Genomic DNA, 20190 nt, shown 5'->3' on the forward strand with positions numbered 1-20190 from the left:
GGGCGGAGGCGGCGCCGTTGCCCCGGGCCCGGCCGCGTCGTTACATGCGGCGCGCACAGCGGATCGAACCGAGAGGTCCGCGCAGACGGGGGAAGCCAGAGATGCCGCAGTATCGCGCACCGGTCGACGACACGCTGTTCCTGCTCTCAGACGTGTTGGGCTTCCATGCCCGGGACAACCTGGCGGGCTTCGCCGACGCGTCGCCCGACGTGGTCGAGGCGGTGCTGCGCGAGGGCGCGAAGCTCGCCGAGGCAGTGCTGGCGCCGCTCAACCGGACGGGGGACCTCGAGGGCTGCCGCCGGGAGGCGGACGGCACCGTGCGCACGCCCACCGGCTTCAAAGGCGCCTACGACACCTATGCCAGCGGCGGCTGGATGGGCCTCTCGGTCCCCGAGGCCTACGGCGGCCAGGGCCTGCCGCACACCCTCAACACCGCCATTCAGGAATTCGCCTCGGGGGCGAATCTCGCCTTCGGGATGTATCCGGGCCTGACACAGGGCGCGATGGCTGCGCTGCTGGTCCACGGCACGGAGGCGCAGAAGGCGCTCTATCTGCCCAGGATGGTCGAGGGCGCCTGGACCGGCACCATGAACCTGACCGAGCCGCATTGCGGCACGGATCTCGGGCTCCTGAAGACCAAGGCCGTGCCCAACGGCGACGGCTCCTACAGCCTGACCGGCACCAAGATCTTCATCTCGGCCGGCGAGCACGACCTTGCCGAGAACATCGTCCACCTGGTCATCGCCCGGATCGAGGGCGCGCCCGCCGGCACCAAGGGCATCTCGCTGTTCGTGGTGCCGAAGTTCCTGGTGAATCCGGACGGCTCGCTCGGCAGCCGCAACGGCGTCTCCTGCGGTTCCCTGGAGCACAAGATGGGCATCCACGGGAACGCCACCTGCGTGATGAACTACGACGGCGCGACGGGCTGGCTGGTCGGCCAGGAGAATCGCGGCCTCAACGCCATGTTCGTGATGATGAACGAGGCGCGCCTCGCGGTGGGCGTCCAGGGGCTCGGCCAGTCCGAGGTCGCCTACCAGAACGCCGCCGCCTACGCGAAGGACCGCCTCCAGGGCCGGGCGCTCACCGGCGCGAAGGCGCCCGAGAAGGCCGCCGACCCGATCATCGTGCATCCGGACGTGCGGCGCACGCTGTTGCAGATCCGCGCCTTCAACGAGGCGGCCCGCGCCCTGATGCTGTGGACCGCGCTCCAGGCCGACATCCTACACCGCTCCGAGGACGCCAAGGAGCGTCAGGCGGCCGACGATTACCTCGGGCTGATGACGCCGGTGGTGAAGGGGGTCTTCACCGACCGCGGCTTCGCCAACGCGGTCGAGGCGCAGCAGCTGCTGGGCGGCCACGGCTACATCGAGGAATGGGGCATGTCGCAATTCGTGCGCGATGCTCGCATCGCCATGATCTACGAGGGCGCCAACGGCATCCAGGCCATGGACCTGATCGGCCGCAAGCTCCCGAAGGACGGCGGCCGGGCGATGATGACGTTCCTGGGCGAGGTCCAGACCTTCCTGAAGGACCACGGCGAGGATCCGGCGATGGCCGCCTTCGTCAAGCCGCTCCACGCCGGGGTGAACGACCTCCAGGGCGCCGTCATGTGGCTGATGCAGAACGCCTTCTCGAAGCCTGACAATGCCGGCGCCGGCGCCACCGACTTCATGCATCTCTTCGGTCTGGTGGCGCTCGGCTACATGTGGGCGCGGATCGCCAAGGCCGCGCTGGCCCGGAACGCCGAGGCGCCCGCCCCGCGCTGGGAGTCCAAGCTGACCGGCGGCCGGTTCTTCATGGAGCGGATGCTGCCGGAGACGGGCTTGCGGCTCGCGCGGATCAAGGCGGGGGCGGAGAGCACCATGGCGCTGGAGGCGGAGGCGTTCTGAGCGCTGGCCGGCCATCTCACCCGCGCCGTCATCCTGAGGGGGTGCGAAGCACCCTCGAAGGAGCCCCTTGGGGTCGGCGCGATCCCCGGAGCCCTCTTTCGAGTCCTGCGCTGCGCTCTGGCGCCTCAGGATGAGGGGTGTTGGTTGGGTCAGCCCTCAGCGCAGGGTCGAGAACCCTATGCTGTGCCGCGTGGGTACCGCACCGCGCTCAGGCCCCGAGCGCCGTATCCAGATCGTCGATCAGGTCGGCCGGATCCTCCAGGCCGATCGACAGCCGCACCACCTCCGGCCCGGCGCCGGCGGCAGTTTTCTGCGCGTCGGTGAGCTGGCGGTGCGTGGTCGAGGCCGGGTGGATGATCAGCGAGCGGGTATCGCCGATATTGGCGAGGTGCGAGAACAGCTGCAGGTTCGAGACGAGCTTGACCCCGGCCTCGTAGCCGCCCTTCAACCCGAAGGTGAAGACTGCGCCGGCCCCGTTCGGCGTGTAGCGCTGCGCGAGCGCATGGTACCGGTCGGTCTCCAGGCCCGGATAGCTCACCCAGGACACCGCAGGGTGCTGCGACAGGTGCCTGGCGACCACCAGGGCGTTGTCGGAATGGCGCTGCATCCGCAGCGGCAGGGTCTCGATGCCGGTGAGGATCAGGAAGGCGTTGAACGGCGACAGGGCTGGGCCCAGGTCGCGCAGGCCCAGCACCCGGCAGGCGATGGCGAAACCAAAATTGCCGAAGGTCTCGGCGAGCACCATGCCGGAATATTCCGGCCGCGGCTGGCTCATCATCGGGTAGCGCGCGTCCCCCGCCCATTGGAACGAGCCGCCGTCCACGATCAGGCCGCCGATCGAGTTGCCGTGGCCGCCGAGGAATTTTGTGGCCGAGTGCACGACGATGTCGGCCCCGTGCTCGAACGGCCGGATCAGGTACGGCGTCGCCATGGTGTTGTCGACGATGAGCGGGATGTTGTGTTTTTTGGCCACCTGCGACAAGGCCACGAGGTCGGTGATGACCCCGCCCGGATTGGCGATGGATTCACAAAAAATCGCCTTGGTCCGCGGCGTGATCGCCGCCTCGAAGGAGGCGGGATCGTCGTTGTCGGCCCAGACCACCGTCCAGCCGAAGTTCTTGTAGGAATGGCTGAACTGGTTGATCGAGCCGCCATAGAGCTTGTTCGAGGCCACGAACTCGTCACCCGGCTGCATCAGCGCGTGCAGGGTCAGAAACTCGGCGGCATGGCCGGAGGCGACGGCCAGGGCCGCCGTACCGCCTTCGAGGGCGGCGATGCGCTCCTCCAAGACCGCGTTGGTCGGGTTCGTGATCCGCGTGTAGATGTTGCCGAAGGCCTGGAGCCCGAACAGCGAGGCGGCGTGGTCGACATCGTCGAACACGAAGCTCGTGGTCTGGTAGATCGGCGTGGCCCGCGCACCCGTGGCCGCGTCGGGGGCGGCGCCCGCGTGGATCGCCAGGGTGTTGAAGCCGGGCAGGCGGTCGGTCATCGTCGGGTCTCCTCGGAGCACGCGAGCCTGTACGCCCGCCCGTGAACCTGGCGCAAGCGACGGCGCCGCCGCGGTCCGGACGCGCCTACATGTCCGATGCCGAACCGATGTCGACATGCGGCTGGCCGGCCTCGACCAGGGCCCGGTCCACGGCCTCGATCGCCACGAGCGTCCGGGTCAAGTCCTCGGACATGGAGATCGGCGCCACTTCGAGGCCGCCGATCCGCCGGGCGATGGCGTTCCGCTGCCGCGCGAGCGCGGCGCGGGCGCGGTTGAGGTCCTGGATCTCGTCGGCGGTCATCCGCACTTCCTTTCCGGACCGGTGCCGGTCAATCCCCGGGCATCCAGTCGATGTTCGGCCGCTGCGCCAGAATGCGCTCGAAATAGTCAGCCACGGCCTGGGCCCCGTCCGTGTGCATCATCGCGACGGGATGCGCGAGATAGGCGCGGGCCAGATCCAAGGGGATTTTCCCGGATTGAAGGGCGTTCAGCACCTCGTCGATGAAGGCGTCGTTGGCTTCGTTGAAGTCGTTCGACAGCTTCTTCCGGTCGTTCAGGGCCTTGATCGCCATACTGCGTCCTTGCTCTCCATCTCGGCGCCGGCCGATAGTCCCACCGCCCGAACGGATTACGGCATCGCGCGTTCCGGCGACAGGGCGTTGGGCCGCGCGCAGGCGGCGGGACGCGGGTCTCGGTAACCGTGCGCGCAGGGACGTTGAGGCGGAAGCGCTCGCCCGCGCGTTAACGGGCCATGTCGATGCATTCCGTACGCACCCATCTGGTCGAGATCGTCCCCTGCGCGGACGAGTCCCGCTGCTACCGTTGGATCATCCGCGCCCGCGGCGGAGCCGTGCTGGAAGCCTCACCCTACGCCTTCGCGACGTCCAACGGCGCGCGCATCTCGGGCGAGTGCTGGAAACGCGAGCATTTCAGCGCTGCCGCGGGTGTTTAGGGCCACGCCTGTTCCCGCACGCTTGCGTGACCGTCCAAGGCGCCCTCCCCGCGACCCGGGACCAGGGCCTAGCCGGGGCCGTTCAGGCGATCGTATCGTCGCGGCGCCACGCCAGGACGGCGCGGCCCTGAAGCCGCCCCCGGACCGACACCGGCGTCGTGCCCCGCGGGTTCCGGTTTTCACACCGATCCGCTAGCGAGGCCGGAAGCCAGCAGGAGCCTTCTGAAACAATGTCCGCCGCCTCGACGACCCGACCGCCCATCGCCGTGTTCGACCTCGACGGAACCCTGGCCGAGACCGCCGGAGACCTCATCGCCACGCTCAATGTGCTGATGGCGCGCGAGGGCCTGCCGGAACTGCCCCTGTCGCAGGCCCGCGGGTTGATCGGCGCCGGTGCCAAGGCGCTGATCCGGCGGGGCTTCGAGGCGGAGGGACGCGCGCTCGCGCCGGAGGACCACGACCGGCTGTTCGACGCCTTCATCGCCCATTATGGCGCGCATCTCGCCGACACGTCGCACCTGTTCCCGGGGGTGGCCGAAGCGCTCGACGCGCTGGAGGCGGAAGGGTTCCGCCTTGCGGTCTGTACCAACAAGTACGAGGACCAGTCCGTCGAGCTGCTGCGGCTGCTCGGGATCGGCCACCGCTTCGCGGCGATCTGCGGCCGCGACACCTTCCCGCAATCCAAGCCGGATCCGCGCCACCTCACCGGTACGATCGAACGGGCCGGCGGCGATCCGGCACGCGCGGTGATGGTCGGCGATTCCCGGACCGACATCGACACCGCCAAGGCCGCCGGCATCCCGGTGGTCGCCGTGACCTTCGGCTACACCGACCGGCCGGTGACCGAGCTGGGCCCCGACCGGGTGATCGGGCATTTCGCGGAGCTGCCCGCAGCCGTCCGCGCCCTGGTCCCGACTAGAGCCGCCTGAGCGCTCAGCCGAGCCAGCGGCGCAGCCGGGATACCGCCGCATGGCACTCCGCCTCGGCGCCCGCGAAGGAGAACCGGACGTGGTGGCCGCCCTGGTCGGGGTCGAAATCCAGGCCCGGGGTCGCCGCCACATGCGCCTCATCGAGCATCCGCCGGCAGAAATCCGCGGCGTTGTCGGTGAGGTTGCCGACATCGGCGTAGAGGTAGAAGGCCCCGTCGGCCGGATGGATGTGCCCGAGGCCGAGGCCGGGGAACGCGTCGAGCAGGATGGCGCGGTTGCGGGCGTAGCCGTCGCGCACGGCGTCGAGTTCCTCCGCCGCGTCGAGGGCGGCCAGCGCCCCGACCTGCGACAGGTACGGGGCCGAGATGTAGAGGTTCTGCGCCAGACGCTCGATCGGGCGGACCAGCGCCTCCGGCACCACCATCCAGCCCACGCGCCAGCCGGTCATGCAATGGTATTTGGAGAACGAGTTGATCACCACCGCGTCGGGGTCGAAGCGCAGGGCCGTGACGGTGGCCGGCCCGTAGCTGAGCCCGTGATAGATCTCGTCCGAGATCAGCGGCAGCCCGAGGCTCCGCGCCGCGGCGCAGACATCCTGCAGGGCGGCCTCCGTGATCACGGTGCCCGAAGGGTTGGCCGGGCTCATCACCAGGGCGCCGGCCACGGGGTCCCGGGCGTGGGTCTCGCGCAAGAGCGCCGCGGTCGGAGCGAAGCGGTCCTCGGCGCGCAGGACCATCGGAGCGGGCACGAGGTCGAGGGCGGCGAGGATACTGCGATAGGCCGGGTAGCCGGGCTGCGGCACCGCGACCCGGGCTCCGGCATCGAACAGGCTCATGAACGCCAGGACGAAGCCCGCCGAGGATCCGGTAGTGATCACCACCCGCTCCGGGCCGACCGGGACACCGTGTCGCTCCCGGTAGTCCCGGGCGATGCGCGCGCGCAGGGCGGGCAGGCCCAGGGCCTCCGTATAGGGCACGCGCCCGGTCGCGAGCGCCTCCTGCGCGGCCGCGATCGCCGCGCGGGGGGCCGGCGCCGAGGGCTGGCCGACCTCCATCCGGACCACGTCGGCGCCGTCGCGGGCCTTGGCGGCGGCGGCGGCCATGACGTCCATGGCGAGGAACGGCCGCACGGCGGCGGCCCGTCGGGAGATCGGGGTCATGCGGTCCTTCTCGGAACCGGAAGCGGCCGGCCGGGACCGGCAGGGTAGAGCGCCGCCGCCACCGCCTCAACCGCCCGAGCCCGATCGCTTATCGGCCTGGGGCTGATTCGCGGGACGGCGGCGCGATTGACCCGGTGCCGCGAAAACGCCAAACCCGTCCCCTACCGCTCGCGCCCAGCGCGGGCCGGCTTGCCCCGCAAGCGAGGATCCATGCCGTTCATCCGCCCCCTGCCCGCGCTGATCCTGGCGCTCGGCCTCGTCGCCGCTCCGGCGCTCGCCCAGACGCCCGCCGCGCCCTTCACGGACGCGCAGCGCGCCGGCATCGAGGTCATCGTCAAGGATTACCTGATCAAGCACCCCGAGGTGCTCCAGGAGGCCCTGGCGGAGGCCGAGAAGCAGCAGGCGGAGACGCAGCGTCTCGCCCAGGCCTCCGCCCTGAAGGATGCCCGCGAAGCGCTAAACAACGGCCCGCACGACGTGGTCGCCGGCAACCCCTCGGGCGACGTCACGATGGTCGAGTTCTTCGATTACAATTGCGGCTACTGCCGCAAGGCGCTGGGCGACGTCCAGGCGCTGATCAAGTCCGATCCGAAGCTCCGGGTGGTGATCAAGGACTTCCCGGTCCTCGGCCCGGAATCCCTGGAGGCCAGCCAGGTCGCCATCGCGGTGCGCCAGCAGCTCAAGGGCGACAAGCTGTTCGAGTTTCACCAGAAGCTCTTGGAGACGAAGGGCCGGGTGAACGGCGCCCGGGCGATCCAGGTCGCCAAGGATCTCGGCGTCGATACGACCAAGCTTCAGAAGGACATGGCCTCCCCCGAGGTGAAGGCGGCGCTCAGCGAGAACCGCGGCCTCGGCGACCGGCTCGGCCTGTCAGGCACGCCGGCCTTCATCATCGGCGACGAGGTCATCCCCGGCGCGGTCGGCGTCGATCCGATGCGCAAGACCATTGCCGACGTGCGTCAATGCGGTCACGCCGCCTGCTGAGCCGCCGGGCGGAGGAGGCGTGACCCGCGCGGCCTTGTCGCGCCGGGGCGCCTTCGTCTAAGAGCCGCCAGCCGCAGGGCCGTGGTCCGGCGCCGACTCGCACGGCCGAACCGACGCGCCGCGATACGAAGTAGGCCGGATGTCAAAGAACGATGCCATCGATCCCGAGCTTGTCCGCGAGCTCGCCAACCTCGTAACCGAGACCGGCCTGTCCGAGATCGAGGTCGAGAAGGGCGACCTGCGCATCCGCGTGGTGCGCCGGCTCGAACCCGCGAGCCTCCAGGTCGCGGCACCGGCGCCCGTGGCGGCCCTCGCGCCGCCGGTTGCGGTGGCTCCGGCCGCCGCCCCGGCGGAGCCGACGCGGACGCAGCCGGGCACCGTCCCCTCCCCCATGGTCGGGACCGCGTATCTCCGGCCCTCGCCGGACGCCAAGTCCTTCGTGGATGTCGGCGCGCGGGTCGAGGTCGGCGACAAGCTGCTGCTCATCGAGGCGATGAAGACCTTCAACGAGATCGTAGCGCCCCGCGCCGGTACGGTGAGTGCCATCTTCGTGGAGGACGGGCAGCCGGTGGAGTTCGGCGAGGCTCTGCTCGTCATCAGCTAGGATGTCCGCCCGGGCGGTCGCGCCGCGCCTGGACGCCGCCGCATAACAAGAGGATAGAGCCTCCTGCGCGCTCCAGACCGCGCGGACGCCCTAACGGATCCGATGTTCGACAAGATCCTGATCGCGAACCGCGGCGAGATCGCCCTGCGCATCCTGCGGGCGGCGAAGGAGCTCGGGATCGCCACCGTGGCGGTCCACTCCACCGCCGACGCCGATGCCATGCACGTGCGGCTCGCCGACGAGAGCGTCTGCATCGGACCGCCGGCGGCGCGCGACAGCTACCTGAACATCCCCTCCATCATCGCGGCCTGCGAGATCACTGGGGCGGATGCGGTCCATCCGGGCTACGGCTTCCTGTCGGAGAATGCCCGCTTCGCCGAGGTGCTGGCCCACCACCAGATCGGTTTCATCGGCCCCAAGGCGCAGCACATCCGCACCATGGGCGACAAGATCGAGGCGAAGCGCACGGCGCTCAAGCTCGGGATCCCCTGCGTGCCGGGCTCGGACGGCGGCGTCGACGACCCGACAGACGCCAAGCGCGTGGCCGCCGAGATCGGCTACCCCGTCCTGGTCAAGGCTGCGGCGGGCGGCGGCGGCCGCGGCATGAAGGTCGCGCGCACCGAGGCCGAGCTGGAACAGGCGATCGGCATGGCCAAGTCCGAGTCCAAGGCCGCCTTCGGCGACGACGCGGTCTATCTCGAGAAGTATCTGGAGAAGCCCCGCCACATCGAGGTGCAGGTTCTGGGCGACGGGCGCGGCGGCGCGGTGCACCTGGCCGAGCGCGATTGCTCGCTCCAGCGCCGCCACCAGAAGGTCTGGGAGGAAGGCGGCTCGCCCGCGCTCAACGAATCGATGCGCGCCGAGATCGGCGGCATCTGCGCCAACGCCATGAAGGAACTCGGCTATCTCGGCGCCGGCACCGTCGAGTTCCTGTACGAGGACGGGCGGTTCTACTTCATCGAGATGAACACCCGGATCCAGGTCGAGCACCCGGTCACCGAGATGATCACCGGCATCGACCTCGTGATCGAGCAGATCCAGGTGGCCTCGGGCGGTGCCCTCTCGGTGTCGCAGTCGGACATCAAGGTCGAGGGCCATGCCATCGAGTGCCGGATCAACGCCGAGCACCCGGAGACCTTCCGCCCCTCCCCGGGCGAGATCACCCACTACCACACGCCCGGCGGCCTCGGTGTCCGCGTCGATTCGGCTGCCTTCCAGGGCTACCGGATCCCGCCGCACTACGATTCCCTGATCGGCAAGCTGATCGTCCACGGCCGCACCCGCAACGAGTGCCTGATGCGCCTGCGCCGGGCACTGGACGAGTTCGTGATCGACGGCATCGACACGACGCTGCCGCTGTTCCGCACCCTCGTCCGCAATGCGGACGTGCAGAACGGCCTCTACGACATCCACTGGCTGGAGCATTTCCTCGCCGATGGCGGCATGAAAGCCTGACCCCGAGCGGCCTCCCCCGCGGCGTGAAGGCCGCGTGAGCCCTCTGGTCTTCGGGCCGGCTCCGCGCGACACTCACCCCATGCACGACCCCACCCGCGTGGACATCACCCCCGAGATCCTGCTGAAGGCCTACGCGGCGGGCATCTTCCCGATGGCCGAGGACGCGCAGGACCCGACCCTCTACTGGGTCGAGCCCAAGGCGCGCGGCGTCCTGCCCCTCGACGCGTTCCGCGTGCCCCGGCGCCTCGCCCGGACGGTGCGGTCCGACCAGTTCGAGGTCCGGTGCGATACGGATTTCGACGGCGTGATCGACGGCTGCGCCGCGCCCCGCCGGGACAGCGAGCGCACCTGGATCAACGGCCGCATCCGCGAACTCTACGGCGCGCTCTACGACCTCGGGCACGTCCACACGGTGGAGGTCTATGCGGGCGACGACCGGCGGCTCGTGGGCGGCCTCTACGGCGTCTCCCTCGGGGCGGCGTTCTTCGGCGAGAGCATGTTCCACGAGGTCCGCGACGCCTCGAAGGTCGCCCTGGTCCACCTGATGGGACGCCTGCGCGCCGGGCGGTACCGGTTGGCCGACACGCAGTTTGTGACGGAGCACCTCACGCAGTTCGGCGCGGAGGAACTGCCGCGCCACGTCTACAAGCGGCGCCTTGCCGATGCCCTCGACCACGTGGCCGACTGGCATGTCTGGCCCGGCGACGGCTCGGTGCCGGGCGCCCGGGTGCTGGAAGCTTTAGGCGCCGACGACGGGGCTTAGCGCCTCAGCGGAACAGCGCGTCGAACAGGTTCTGCGGCTGCGGCGGGGGCGCAGGCGCCGGTGCCGGGCCCTCGTTCGACGGGAAGAACTTGCGCGAGGGCTTCTGGCGCGGCTGGACCGGCACGCCGCGCGGAGCCTCGACATCCACCTGGCCGGCGGCGTTGATCTGCTGCGCGGTCTTGGTCGCGTCCTTGTTGGCGCGCCTAGTCTTCTCGGGCTTGGCCGCGACGGCGGGGATGTCCTCCTGCTCCTTCGCTTCGGCGATCACGTCGCTGCCGCCTTTGCAGTCGACCAGCCAGACGTCGTAGATCGGATGCTCGATCGCGTGCAGGCCGGGGCTCGACGCGAACATCCACCCGGTGAAGATCCGGCGATACTTGTTGTCGAGGGTGACCTCGTCGACTTCGAGGAAGGCCGTGGTCTTGGCGCTCTCGGTCGGGGGCCGCGTGTAGCAGACCCGCGGGGTAAGCTGCAGCGCGCCGAACTGCACCGTCTCATCCACCGCGACCTCGAAGGACACGATCCGGCCGGTGATCTTGTCGAGGCCGGAGAAGACGGCGGTCGGGTTCTTGATCTTGTCGGCCGCGGCCGGGCCGGCCCATAGGGCGAGCGCCAAGCTCGGGACGAGCGCGCGGCGTGCGAGGGCTGTGATGCGGCTCAAGGCTCGAACCCCGGAACGAGGGTGGCCGTCCGCGCCGTCGGACTGCGCGGCGGGCGGTCGGGATGGGTTCGCCTTGAACACCGGAACGGTGGCGGCAAAAGGGCGCCCCGAAGCCGGGGTCGGCCGCGCTACTCGCCCGGCGTCCAGGACACGTAATCGCCGGTCGCGGCGGGCCGCTGCCCCCAGGATAGCTGCGAGCCCTGCGGCCGGTAGGCGTTCGGCGTCCCGGTCTGGTTCTCCAGATGCGGCTTCTGCCAGGCGTGGGGCGTGTAGTCCTCCTCGCTCGGCGCGAGGTCGACGTTGTGGCACAGCCAGCCGCGCCAGCCGGGCGGCACCTTCGAAGCGTCGGCGTAGCCGTTGTAGACCACCCAGCGTCGCTCGGAGCCGACCGAGCGGTCGATCAGCGCCCCTTCCGCCTTGTAGTACTTGTTCCCAAAATCGTCCTCGCCGACGAAGATGCCGGTCCGTGCGGTCTGGAGCGCCAGGGAGACGGTCTGGCCGTTCCACCACGTGAAGACGCGCAGCAAAGTGTCCTTCAGCGCCATCGTCGGTCCCGGAATCGTGCCGCGCCGCCAGGACGCTTTCCGGGGCCGTTATGGTGGTCGTGCGCGCACGAGTCCAGCCACATGGTCCAACTGTCGCCGCGCGGCCACGCCCGACCCCGGCGATACCCGGGTGCTTCGCGATCTGCGATAAACTGTCTCCACTTCTGGGTGTGGAGCAAAAATTTTCCCGACGCGATTCCAGAATACCGGAAGGACACTTATCGAGTCCCGCCCAGATATCCACAGGTTTTTGGGAGCCGGCACAACATCTAGCGGGGAACCGACGCCTCACACACCACTTGTTGACGTGAGAACGCGGACGGCGGTAAGGTCCCTTCATCGGTCGCGCCGCCCTTGTGGTGTTATTCGGCAGGTTCGACCAACCTTAATTCACGTTTGCGGATCCGACTGCCGCCCGTTCCAGGGATACGGCCGGATTCGCCCCCATCATCGGGCCAACATCCCCGCCTCCAGCGGGGCCGGGACCGTCGTGTCCCGTCGAAGAGGTGTGTTTCATGCGGTTCGAGCGTCGCTACACCACGGCCGGGCAATCGCCCTATGCCGGTATCCCGTTCCGGAAGGCGCTGAGCGAGATCCGCAATCCGGATGGATCGGTGGTGTTCCGTCTGGACGGCATCGACGTGCCCGAGAGCTGGAGCCAGGTGGCGAGCGACGTGCTCGCGCAGAAATACTTCCGCAAGGCCGGTATCCCAGCCCGGCTCCGCCGCATCGAGGAGAACGCGGTCCCGTCCTTCCTCTGGCGGTCGGTACCGGACGAGGCGGCGCTCGCCGCGCTCCCCGAGGAGGAGCGTTTCGTCTCCGAATCCTCCGCCACCCAGGTGTTCGACCGGCTCGCCGGCTGCTGGACCTACTGGGGCTGGAAGGGTGGATACTTCTCGTCCGAACAGGACGCCTCGGCCTTCCTGGACGAGCTGCGCTTCATGCTCGCCCGGCAGATGGTGGCGCCGAACTCGCCGCAATGGTTCAACACCGGCCTGCACTGGGCCTACGGCATCGATGGCCCGAGCCAGGGGCACTATTACTGCGATCCGCACACGGGCGCGCTGACCAAGTCGGCCTCGGCCTACGAGCACCCGCAGCCGCACGCCTGTTTCATCCAGTCGGTCCAGGACGACCTCGTCAACGAGGGCGGCATCATGGACCTGTGGGTGCGGGAGGCGCGCCTGTTCAAGTACGGCTCCGGCACCGGCTCGAACTTCTCGCATCTCCGGGCCGAGAACGAGAAACTCGGCGGCGGCGGCAAGTCGTCGGGCCTGATGAGCTTCCTCAAGATCGGCGACCGGGCGGCCGGCGCGATCAAGTCCGGCGGCACCACCCGACGCGCCGCCAAGATGGTGATCGTCGACATCGACCACCCGGACATCGAGGCCTTCATCGATTGGAAGGTCAAGGAGGAGCAGAAGGTCGCCGCCCTGGTGACCGGCTCGAAGGTCGTCTCCAAGCACTTGAGCTTGGTGATGAAGGCCTGCACCCAGTGCGAAGCCGAGGGCGATGCCTGCTTCGACGCGGAGCGTAACCCGGCCCTCAAGCGCGAGATCAAGGCTGCGCGCCGCGCCTCCGTGCCGGACGCCTACATCAAGCGCGTGGTGCAGTTCGCCCGGCAGGGCTTCACCAAAATCGACTTCCCCGTCTACGACACCGACTGGGATTCGGAGGCCTATCTCACGGTCGCCGGCCAGAACTCCAACAACTCGGTCTCGCTGACCGACGACTTCCTGCGCGCCGTCGAGGCGGATGCGGACTGGCGGCTGACGGCGCGCACCACCGGCAAGGTCACCAAGACCCTGAAGGCCCGTGAGCTGTGGGAGCGGATCGGCGAGGCCGCCTGGGCCTCGGCGGATCCGGGCCTGCACTTCAACACCACGATGAACGACTGGCACACCTGTCCGGCGGGCGGCCGGATCCGGGCCTCGAACCCGTGCTCCGAGTACATGTTCCTCGACGACACCGCCTGCAATCTCGCCTCGGCGAACCTTCTGACGATGTACGATCGGGAGACCAAGCGCTTCGACGTGGACGCCTTCGAGCACCTGAACCGCCTCTGGACGGTGGTGCTCGAGATCTCCGTGATGATGGCGCAGTTCCCCTCCAAGGAGATCGCGGAGCTGTCCTACCGCTACCGGACCCTCGGCCTTGGCTACGCCAATATCGGCGGCCTGCTGATGACCATGGGCCTGCCCTACGATTCCGACGCGGGCCGGGCGCTGGCCGGCGCGCTCACCGCGATCATGACCGGAATCGCCTACGCCACCTCGGCCGAGATGGCCGCGGAACTCGGCACTTTCCCGGGCTATGACGAGAACGCCGATGCGATGCTGCGGGTCATCCGCAACCACCGCCGGGCCGCCCACGGCGAGACCGCGGGCTACGAGTTCCTCAACGTCGCCCCGGTCGCCCTCGACCATGCCAACATCCCGCAGGCGGATCTGGGCGACCATGCCCGGGCGGCCTGGGACAAGGCGCTGAGGCTCGGCGAGGCGCACGGTTACCGCAACGCCCAGGCCACCGTGATCGCGCCGACCGGCACGATCGGGCTGGTGATGGATTGCGACACGACCGGGATCGAGCCCGACTTCGCCCTGGTGAAGTTCAAGAAGCTCGCCGGCGGCGGCTACTTCAAGATCATCAACCAGGCGGCGCCCGACGCCCTGCGGGCGCTCGGCTACCGGGAATCCGAGATCGCCGAGATCGAGGCCTACGCGGTCGGCCACGGCTCGATGGGCCAGGCGCCGGCGATCAACCCGACGACCCTGCGCGCCAAAGGGTTCCCCGACGACAAGATCGCCGCGGTGGAGAAGGGGCTGAAGTCGGCCTTCGACATCAAGTTCGTGTTCAACCGCTGGACGCTGGGCGACGACTTCCTCACCCAGACCCTGAACGTGCCGGCGGAGAAGCTCGCGGACCCGACCTTCGAGCTGCTGCCGTTCCTCGGCTTCACGAAAAAGGACATCGAAGTCGCCAACACCCATATCTGCGGGGCGATGACGCTGGAGGGCGCGCCCTTCCTCAAGCTCGAGCATTACGCGGTGTTCGACTGCGCCAACCCGTGCGGCCGGATCGGCAAGCGCTACCTCTCGGTGGAGAGCCACATCCACATGATGGCGGCGGCGCAGCCCTTCATCTCGGGGGCGATCTCCAAGACCATCAACATGCCCAACGACGCCACGGTGGAGGATTGCAAGGCGGCCTACCTGCTGTCCTGGCGCCTCGCCCTCAAGGCGAACGCCCTCTACCGCGACGGCTCGAAGCTGTCGCAGCCGCTGAACTCGGCCCTGATCGTCGACGAGGACGATGAGGCCGACGACGCCCTGGAGGCCGTGCTGCAGGCGCCGGCCGCGGCCCGGGCCGCCCAGGTCGCGGAGAAGATCGTCGAGCGGGTGATCGAGCGGGTGGAACGGATCCGTTCCCGTGAGAAGCTCCCGACCCGGCGCAAGGGCTACACCCAGAAGGCGGTGGTCGGCGGGCACAAGGTCTACCTGCGGACCGGCGAGTACGACGACGGACGCCTCGGCGAGATCTTCATCGACATGCACAAGGAGGGTGCCACCTTCCGAAGCCTGATGAACAACTTCGCCATCGCGATCTCGCTCGGGCTCCAGTACGGCGTGCCGCTGGAGGAGTACGTGGAGGCCTTCACCTTCACGCGGTTCGAGCCGGCGGGCTTCGTGCAGGGCAACGACGCGATCAAGAACGCCACCTCGCTCCTGGACTACGTGTTCCGGGAGCTGGCGGTGTCGTATCTCGGCCGCGCCGACCTCGCCCATGTCAGCCCCTCCGAGATCGGCGGGACGGTGATCGGCGGCGGCGAGAGCGGCGACACGACCCGCGAGGGTCCCAAGCCCGCCCCGGCGTCCTCGGTCGTCTCCCGGGGCCTGCTCCGGGGCTCCGCCGACCGGCTCACCCTGATCCAGGGCGGCCCGGCCGGGGCGAGCCTCGGCATCGGGGCGGCGAGCGCCGGCCAGACGACGCCGGCCGGCGGCACGGTCCACGCGATCCGCGGCAGCACGGCGCTGAAGGCGGAGCCCGTTACCGCGGGCCTGGCCGAGACGATCGCCGACACCCTGCCCTTCGCCAAGGGGGAACGGAGCGTCGCCGACCGCCGCGCCGAGGCGAAGATGAAGGGCTATGTCGGCGAGGCCTGTCCGGAATGCGCGAACTTCACGCTGGTCCGGAACGGCACCTGCCTGAAATGCGACACCTGCGGGTCCACGACCGGTTGCTCGTAGACCCTTTGAAGGGATGATTGCGGCCCGCAGTGACGGGCAGCAATCTCGACGCGTTACTTGGTTCGATCGGACGGCAAGCGGGCGGCTCTCACGAGCCGCCCGCTCGATTCAAAGTCCCTGGTGGAATGGCGGCACGTCCGATCAGGAGTGGCGACCCGGTGCTCGGGGCGGCCACGGACGGCACAGCCAATCGCTCCCGGGACCCCCGCGCCCGCTGACGCGTTGCCCCGCCGAATCCCAGGAGTGTGCACAATGACGTCTTCCGCCGGCATCCGTTTCGGACTTGCCCTCTCGCTCATGTCCGGCGCGGCCAGTCTGCCGACGCTCGCTTCGGCCCAGGATCGGACCCCCGGGCAGGGGTCTGCCGCCGGGCAAGCGCCGCTCACCAAGATCGCGAGCTTCGAGCATCAGGTCACCGGCATCACCGTGAGCCGGGACGGGCGCATGTTCGTCAACTTTCCCCGCTGGAGCGAGGACGCCCCCGTTTCCGTGGCCGAGTTGAAGGACGGCAAGCCGGTGCCCTTCCCGGATGCCGGGTGGAACAGCTGGCGCAACGCGAAGGCCGACACGGTCGATCCGAAGACCCATTTCGTCTGCGTGCAGAGCGTCGTCGCCGACCAGCAGGACCGCCTCTGGGTGGTCGATGCCGCGGCCCCCGCGATGGCCCACGTGATCAAGGACGGGCCGAAGCTCGTCGGGATCGACCTGAAGACCAACCAGGTCGTGAAGACCATCCCGTTCGACAGCAGCACCGTGCTACAGGCGTCCTACATCAACGACGTGCGCATCGCGCCGGACGGGAAGACCGCCTACCTCACTGATTCCGGCGCCGAGGGCGCGCTGATCGTGGTCGATCTCGACAGCGGATCGGCCAAGCGCCTGCTCTCGGGCCACGCTTCGACGATGCCGGACACGAGCGTGACCGTGCAGTACGACGGCAAGCCCCTGCGCCGCCCGGACGGGCGCGGCGTCGACTTCGCGGCGGACGGCATTGCCCTCTCGCCGGACGGCAAGACGCTTTACTGGCAGGCGATCAAGGGCAAGACGCTCTACAGCCTGCCGACCGATGCGCTCACCGGCTGGGCGACCGCGTCCTTCGTGCCCGAGTCGCTCAGCGACCGGACGCTGAGCGGCAAGATCGTCACCGTCGGTGAGAACGGCCCCGCCGACGGCCTGATGATCTCCCGCAAGGACGGCCGGATGTATGTGACGTCGCCGCAGGACAACGCCGTGAAGGTCCGCGACCTCTCCCGTACCGGAGCGGGCCTGACGACGCTGGTCCAGGATCCGCAGCTGCGGTGGCCGGACACGTTCAGCGAGGGGCCGGACGGCACGGTCTACGTGACGACGTCGCACATCCAGGATTCCGCGGACTACAAGCCCGGCGCACCGATCAGCCTTCCGACGGAACTCTGGGCGATCAAGCCAAGCCAGGGCGATGTCACCGGATCGACCGGGGCCGGCACCGCACGCTGACGCGGCCTGTCCGCGTCAGACGGCCTTGCCGACGAGGCTGCCGATCCCCGCGGTGACCGCCATGGCGAGCGCCCCCCAGAAGGTCACGCGGGCCGTGGCCCGGACCAGGGGGGCGCCGCCCGCCTTGGCGCCCAGGGCGCCGAGGACCGCCAGGAACACCAGCGAGGCGGCCGACACCCAGTAGGCCGCTGTCGCTCCGGGGGCGAGCGCCGCCACCAGCAGCGGCAGGGCCGCGCCGGCCGAGAAGGTCGCCGCCGAGGTCAGCGCCGCCTGGACCGGGCGCGCCGTCGTGACTTCCGAGATGCCGAGCTCGTCACGGGCATGGGCGCCGAGCGCGTCCTTGGCCATGAGCTGATCAGCGACCTGCCGGGCCAGCGCCGGGTCGAGGCCCCGATCGATGTAGATTCGGGCGAGTTCCTCTCGCTCCGCTGCCGGATCGGCCGCAAGCTCGCCGCGCTCCCGGTCGAGGTCGGCGCGTTCGGTATCGGCCTGCGAACTCACCGAGACGTACTCGCCGGCGGCCATGGACATGGCGCCGGCCACAAGCCCGGCGGATCCCGCGACCAGGATCTCGCTGGGATTGGCGGCGGAGGCGGCGACCCCGACAATCAGGCTGGCGGTGGAGACGAGGCCGTCATTGGCCCCGAGGACGGCGGCGCGCAGCCAGCCAATCCGGTCGATGAGATGACGCTCGGTATGGACGGGGCGCATGATCGTCGAGGTCCTTGCAGGAGCGGAATGTGGGCCGGGATCGCGCGGACCGCCACAGGCAGCCGATCCTAACACGGCCCTTATGCGGAGGGCCTCGCTCGCGCTCGAACCCTAATGCGGTTTCCGGCCACAATCCCGCCTGGCCAAGGCCGGGCGCGGCGCTTCCGCGGCCGGTCCGCCGAACCGGAGCGGATCGCCATGCTCGACATCGTCTTCATCGCCGGGGCGCTCGCCTTCTTCAGCCTCGCCGAGGGCTACGCCGTCCTCTGCGAACGCCTCTGAGGGGCCCGTCATGACCTTCGACCTCGCCCTCGGCGCCCTCGTGACGGCCGGGCTCCTCGTCTATCTCACCTACGCCCTCGTCCGCCCCGAGCGGTTCTGAGCGGCCCTCGTGGACCTCCTCCCATGACCCTCAACGGCTGGATCCAGATCGCGCTCTACTGCGCGGTCGTGCTGGCGCTCGTGAAGCCCCTCGGGTCGTACATGACCCGCGTCTTCACGGGAGAGCGCACCCTCCTCTCGCCCGTGCTCGGCCCCGTCGAGCGCGGGCTCTACCGTGTGTCGGGCATCGACGCCCGGCAGGAGCAGCACTGGCTCGCCTATACGGGCGCGGTCATCCTGTTCCACGTGCTGGGCTTCGCCGTCCTCTACGCGATCCTGCGCCTGCAGGCGGTCCTGCCGCTCAACCCGGCCGATCAGGCCGCGGTGGCGCCGGACCTCGCGTTCAACACCGCGACCAGCTTCATCACCAACACCAACTGGCAGTCCTACGGCGGCGAAACCACGCTCTCGTACCTGTCCCAGATGGTCGGGCTGACGCACCAGAACTTCCTGTCGGCGGCCACCGGCATCGCGGTGGCGGTGGCGCTGATCCGGGGCTTCGCCCGGGCCTCCACTGGCACGATCGGCTCGTTCTGGGTCGATGTCACCCGGGCGACCCTCTACGTGCTGCTGCCGATCTGCGTGCCCTACACGCTGTTCCTGGTCTGGCAGGGCATGCCGCAGACGTTCAGCGCCTACGCTGATGCGACGACGCTGGAGGGTGCGCACCAGACCATCGCGCTGGGGCCGGTGGCCAGCCAAGTAGCAATCAAGATGCTCGGCACCAACGGCGGCGGGTTCTTCAACGCCAACGCCGCGCACCCGTTCGAGAACCCCACCGCCCTGTCCAACTTCGTCCAGATGGTCTCGATCTTCGTGATCGGCGCCGCGCTCACCAACGTCTTCGGCCGGATGGTCGGCGACGAGCGCCAGGGCTGGGCGATCCTGGGCGCCATGGGCGTGCTGTTCCTGGCCGGCGTGTGGGTCACCTACTGGGCCGAAGCCAACGGCAGCTCGGTCCTCAACGGCCTGGGTCTCACCGGCGGCAACATGGAGGGCAAGGAGACGCGCTTCGGCATCGCGGCCTCGGCGCTGTTCGCGGTGATCACCACCGCGGCCTCCTGCGGCGCCGTCAACGCCATGCACGATTCGTTCACGGCGCTGGGCGGCCTGATCCCGCTCATCAACATGCAGCTCGGCGAGATCATCATCGGCGGCGTCGGCGCCGGCCTCTACGGGATGCTGATCTTCGTGATCGTGGCGATCTTCGTGGCGGGCCTGATGGTCGGCCGCACCCCGGAATACCTCGGCAAGAAGATCGAGGCCAAGGAGGTGAAAATGGCCATGCTCGGCATCCTGTGCCTGCCCATGATGATGCTGGGCTTCACCGCGCTGGCCACCGTGCTGCCCGCCGGGCTCGCCGGCCCGGCCAATGCCGGCCCGCACGGCTTCTCGGAGATCCTCTACGCCTACACGTCGGCGGCGGCCAATAACGGCTCGGCCTTCGGCGGTCTCTCCGCCAACACGCTGTTCTACAACAGCACCTTGGCCATCGGGATGCTGGTGGGTCGGTTCTTCGTGAAGATCCCGGTTCTGGCCATCGCGGGCTCGCTCGCCGCCAAGAAGACGGTCCCGGCCTCGGCGGGCACGTTCCCGACCCATGGCGGCCTGTTCGTCGGTCTCCTCGTCGGCGTGATCCTGATCATCGGCGGCCTGACCTTCTTCCCGTCCCTGGCGCTCGGCCCCGTGGTCGAGCACCTCGCGGGCGCGGCCGGCCAGACCTTCGCGACGGGGGGCTGAGATGCCGCGTGCCCTCCCGTCCCGGCGCATGCCGCGCCACCACCTCGTGCTGCACCGGCAACCGCAGCGGCCCGGGCGTGCACCGCCGGTGCGGACTTCGGACTTGGTGCTGGCGCTCCTCGGCGTCGTGCTGCTCGGCGGCTTCGCCCTCCTGGCCGCGATCGCGCTGACCACCGGCACCCTCGTTCCCTGACCAAGACAGCGC

Annotated in this window: 20 protein-coding genes; 13 read left to right on the top strand and 7 right to left on the bottom strand. The window is 69.4% G+C overall.

Features of this window, described 5'->3' with window-relative positions; all coding sequences use genetic code 11:
- Positions 1-101 precede the first annotated feature (101 nt).
- Positions 102-1889 carry an acyl-CoA dehydrogenase C-terminal domain-containing protein gene (locus tag AC3IF1_RS24700; protein ID WP_489219753.1) on the top strand — a complete coding sequence of 596 codons (1788 nt, stop codon included), beginning with the start codon at positions 102-104 and terminating at the stop codon, positions 1887-1889.
- Between the two features lie 208 nt (positions 1890-2097).
- Here the strand turns inward: AC3IF1_RS24700 and AC3IF1_RS24705 are convergent, their stop codons facing one another.
- The 3 genes from AC3IF1_RS24705 to AC3IF1_RS24715 all read right to left on the bottom strand — a co-directional run bounded on the left by AC3IF1_RS24705 (position 2098) and on the right by AC3IF1_RS24715 (position 3950).
- Complete coding sequence (locus AC3IF1_RS24705; RefSeq protein WP_489219754.1) at positions 2098-3378, bottom strand: O-acetylhomoserine aminocarboxypropyltransferase; 1281 nt, start codon at positions 3376-3378, stop codon at positions 2098-2100.
- An 85-nt stretch (positions 3379-3463) separates the two neighbouring features.
- Positions 3464-3679, bottom strand: coding sequence for a hypothetical protein (locus tag AC3IF1_RS24710; RefSeq protein ID WP_243966718.1), 216 nt, complete (start codon positions 3677-3679; stop codon positions 3464-3466).
- 28 nt (positions 3680-3707) lie between these two features.
- A complete protein-coding gene (locus AC3IF1_RS24715; protein WP_243966716.1) occupies positions 3708-3950 on the bottom strand; it encodes a hypothetical protein in 243 nt (80 codons plus the stop codon).
- Between the two features lie 179 nt (positions 3951-4129).
- On the opposite strand from AC3IF1_RS24715, the gene AC3IF1_RS24720 reads away from it, so the two are divergent.
- Entirely contained in the window at positions 4130-4330 is a 201-nt protein-coding gene (locus AC3IF1_RS24720) for a hypothetical protein (protein ID WP_489219755.1), read from the top strand.
- A gap of 230 nt (positions 4331-4560) precedes the next feature.
- Positions 4561-5259 (top strand): phosphoglycolate phosphatase, encoded by a 699-nt coding sequence (gph, locus tag AC3IF1_RS24725; protein WP_489219756.1) that lies wholly within the window; start codon positions 4561-4563, stop codon positions 5257-5259.
- A gap of 4 nt (positions 5260-5263) precedes the next feature.
- On the opposite strand, the gene AC3IF1_RS24730 is transcribed toward gph, so the two are convergent.
- The gene (locus tag AC3IF1_RS24730) at positions 5264-6418 is read right to left on the bottom strand and encodes a pyridoxal phosphate-dependent aminotransferase (RefSeq protein WP_243966713.1); all 1155 of its coding nucleotides are present in this window, start codon (positions 6416-6418) and stop codon (positions 5264-5266) included.
- Positions 6419-6628: 210 nt separating this feature from the next.
- Here AC3IF1_RS24730 and AC3IF1_RS24735 point away from each other — a divergent pair, with 210 nt between their 5' ends.
- The 4 genes from AC3IF1_RS24735 to aat all read left to right on the top strand — a co-directional run bounded on the left by AC3IF1_RS24735 (position 6629) and on the right by aat (position 10224).
- Positions 6629-7402 carry a DsbA family protein gene (locus AC3IF1_RS24735; RefSeq protein WP_243966712.1) on the top strand — a complete coding sequence of 258 codons (774 nt, stop codon included), beginning with the start codon at positions 6629-6631 and terminating at the stop codon, positions 7400-7402.
- A gap of 139 nt (positions 7403-7541) precedes the next feature.
- The gene (accB, locus tag AC3IF1_RS24740; RefSeq protein WP_489219757.1) at positions 7542-8006 is read left to right on the top strand and encodes an acetyl-CoA carboxylase biotin carboxyl carrier protein; all 465 of its coding nucleotides are present in this window, start codon (positions 7542-7544) and stop codon (positions 8004-8006) included.
- 102 nt (positions 8007-8108) lie between these two features.
- The gene (accC, locus tag AC3IF1_RS24745; protein WP_489219758.1) at positions 8109-9461 is read left to right on the top strand and encodes an acetyl-CoA carboxylase biotin carboxylase subunit; all 1353 of its coding nucleotides are present in this window, start codon (positions 8109-8111) and stop codon (positions 9459-9461) included.
- 79 nt (positions 9462-9540) lie between these two features.
- The gene (gene aat, locus AC3IF1_RS24750; protein ID WP_243966708.1) at positions 9541-10224 is read left to right on the top strand and encodes a leucyl/phenylalanyl-tRNA--protein transferase; all 684 of its coding nucleotides are present in this window, start codon (positions 9541-9543) and stop codon (positions 10222-10224) included.
- A gap of 4 nt (positions 10225-10228) precedes the next feature.
- Here the strand turns inward: aat and AC3IF1_RS24755 are convergent, their stop codons facing one another.
- On the bottom strand, positions 10229-10885 hold the full coding sequence (locus tag AC3IF1_RS24755; protein WP_489219759.1) for a DUF2155 domain-containing protein: 657 nt from the start codon (positions 10883-10885) through the stop codon (positions 10229-10231).
- Between the two features lie 128 nt (positions 10886-11013).
- Positions 11014-11430 carry an NADH:ubiquinone oxidoreductase subunit NDUFA12 gene (locus AC3IF1_RS24760; protein WP_489219760.1) on the bottom strand — a complete coding sequence of 139 codons (417 nt, stop codon included), beginning with the start codon at positions 11428-11430 and terminating at the stop codon, positions 11014-11016.
- 515 nt (positions 11431-11945) lie between these two features.
- On the opposite strand from AC3IF1_RS24760, the gene AC3IF1_RS24765 reads away from it, so the two are divergent.
- Together AC3IF1_RS24765 and AC3IF1_RS24770 are read left to right on the top strand one after the other, a co-directional pair.
- Positions 11946-15677, top strand: coding sequence for a vitamin B12-dependent ribonucleotide reductase (locus AC3IF1_RS24765; RefSeq protein WP_489219761.1), 3732 nt, complete (start codon positions 11946-11948; stop codon positions 15675-15677).
- A gap of 252 nt (positions 15678-15929) precedes the next feature.
- Entirely contained in the window at positions 15930-17153 is a 1224-nt protein-coding gene (locus tag AC3IF1_RS24770; protein WP_489219762.1) for an L-dopachrome tautomerase-related protein, read from the top strand.
- Positions 17154-17168: 15 nt separating this feature from the next.
- On the opposite strand, the gene AC3IF1_RS24775 is transcribed toward AC3IF1_RS24770, so the two are convergent.
- The gene (locus AC3IF1_RS24775; RefSeq protein ID WP_489219763.1) at positions 17169-17864 is read right to left on the bottom strand and encodes a VIT1/CCC1 transporter family protein; all 696 of its coding nucleotides are present in this window, start codon (positions 17862-17864) and stop codon (positions 17169-17171) included.
- Between the two features lie 114 nt (positions 17865-17978).
- Between AC3IF1_RS24775 and AC3IF1_RS24780 the strand changes: the two genes are divergently transcribed.
- From AC3IF1_RS24780 to AC3IF1_RS24795, 4 genes are read left to right on the top strand one after another with little or no spacing between them, the layout of a single operon-like run.
- A complete protein-coding gene (locus AC3IF1_RS24780) occupies positions 17979-18146 on the top strand; it encodes a hypothetical protein (protein ID WP_489219764.1) in 168 nt (55 codons plus the stop codon).
- Between the two features lie 10 nt (positions 18147-18156).
- Positions 18157-18246, top strand: a complete 90-nt coding sequence (locus AC3IF1_RS24785; RefSeq protein ID WP_238229089.1) for a K(+)-transporting ATPase subunit F — start codon at positions 18157-18159, stop codon at positions 18244-18246.
- A gap of 23 nt (positions 18247-18269) precedes the next feature.
- Complete coding sequence (gene kdpA, locus AC3IF1_RS24790; RefSeq protein WP_489219765.1) at positions 18270-19985, top strand: potassium-transporting ATPase subunit KdpA; 1716 nt, start codon at positions 18270-18272, stop codon at positions 19983-19985.
- Between the two features lies 1 nt (position 19986).
- Complete coding sequence (locus AC3IF1_RS24795; RefSeq protein ID WP_243966700.1) at positions 19987-20178, top strand: hypothetical protein; 192 nt, start codon at positions 19987-19989, stop codon at positions 20176-20178.
- Positions 20179-20190 lie beyond the last annotated feature (12 nt).

It is taken from the genome of Methylobacterium sp. E-012 (assembly GCF_057836545.1).

What these genes read in the sequence shown, in the direction of transcription:
- AC3IF1_RS24765 (WP_489219761.1), top strand. Translation starts at nt 11,946, where the DNA reads ATGCGGTTCGAGCGTCGCTACACCACGGCCGGGCAATCGCCCTATGCC.
- kdpA (WP_489219765.1), top strand. Translation starts at nt 18,270, where the DNA reads ATGACCCTCAACGGCTGGATCCAGATCGCGCTCTACTGCGCGGTCGTG.
- gph (WP_489219756.1), top strand. Translation starts at nt 4,561, where the DNA reads ATGTCCGCCGCCTCGACGACCCGACCGCCCATCGCCGTGTTCGACCTC.
- AC3IF1_RS24780 (WP_489219764.1), top strand. Translation starts at nt 17,979, where the DNA reads ATGCGGTTTCCGGCCACAATCCCGCCTGGCCAAGGCCGGGCGCGGCGC.
- AC3IF1_RS24760 (WP_489219760.1), bottom strand. Translation starts at nt 11,430, where the DNA reads ATGGCGCTGAAGGACACTTTGCTGCGCGTCTTCACGTGGTGGAACGGC.
- accB (WP_489219757.1), top strand. Translation starts at nt 7,542, where the DNA reads ATGTCAAAGAACGATGCCATCGATCCCGAGCTTGTCCGCGAGCTCGCC.
- AC3IF1_RS24785 (WP_238229089.1), top strand. Translation starts at nt 18,157, where the DNA reads ATGACCTTCGACCTCGCCCTCGGCGCCCTCGTGACGGCCGGGCTCCTC.
- accC (WP_489219758.1), top strand. Translation starts at nt 8,109, where the DNA reads ATGTTCGACAAGATCCTGATCGCGAACCGCGGCGAGATCGCCCTGCGC.
- aat (WP_243966708.1), top strand. Translation starts at nt 9,541, where the DNA reads ATGCACGACCCCACCCGCGTGGACATCACCCCCGAGATCCTGCTGAAG.
- AC3IF1_RS24715 (WP_243966716.1), bottom strand. Translation starts at nt 3,950, where the DNA reads ATGGCGATCAAGGCCCTGAACGACCGGAAGAAGCTGTCGAACGACTTC.
- AC3IF1_RS24700 (WP_489219753.1), top strand. Translation starts at nt 102, where the DNA reads ATGCCGCAGTATCGCGCACCGGTCGACGACACGCTGTTCCTGCTCTCA.
- AC3IF1_RS24775 (WP_489219763.1), bottom strand. Translation starts at nt 17,864, where the DNA reads ATGCGCCCCGTCCATACCGAGCGTCATCTCATCGACCGGATTGGCTGG.
- AC3IF1_RS24705 (WP_489219754.1), bottom strand. Translation starts at nt 3,378, where the DNA reads ATGACCGACCGCCTGCCCGGCTTCAACACCCTGGCGATCCACGCGGGC.
- AC3IF1_RS24795 (WP_243966700.1), top strand. Translation starts at nt 19,987, where the DNA reads ATGCCGCGTGCCCTCCCGTCCCGGCGCATGCCGCGCCACCACCTCGTG.
- AC3IF1_RS24720 (WP_489219755.1), top strand. Translation starts at nt 4,130, where the DNA reads ATGTCGATGCATTCCGTACGCACCCATCTGGTCGAGATCGTCCCCTGC.
- AC3IF1_RS24730 (WP_243966713.1), bottom strand. Translation starts at nt 6,418, where the DNA reads ATGACCCCGATCTCCCGACGGGCCGCCGCCGTGCGGCCGTTCCTCGCC.
- AC3IF1_RS24770 (WP_489219762.1), top strand. Translation starts at nt 15,930, where the DNA reads ATGACGTCTTCCGCCGGCATCCGTTTCGGACTTGCCCTCTCGCTCATG.
- AC3IF1_RS24710 (WP_243966718.1), bottom strand. Translation starts at nt 3,679, where the DNA reads ATGACCGCCGACGAGATCCAGGACCTCAACCGCGCCCGCGCCGCGCTC.
- AC3IF1_RS24735 (WP_243966712.1), top strand. Translation starts at nt 6,629, where the DNA reads ATGCCGTTCATCCGCCCCCTGCCCGCGCTGATCCTGGCGCTCGGCCTC.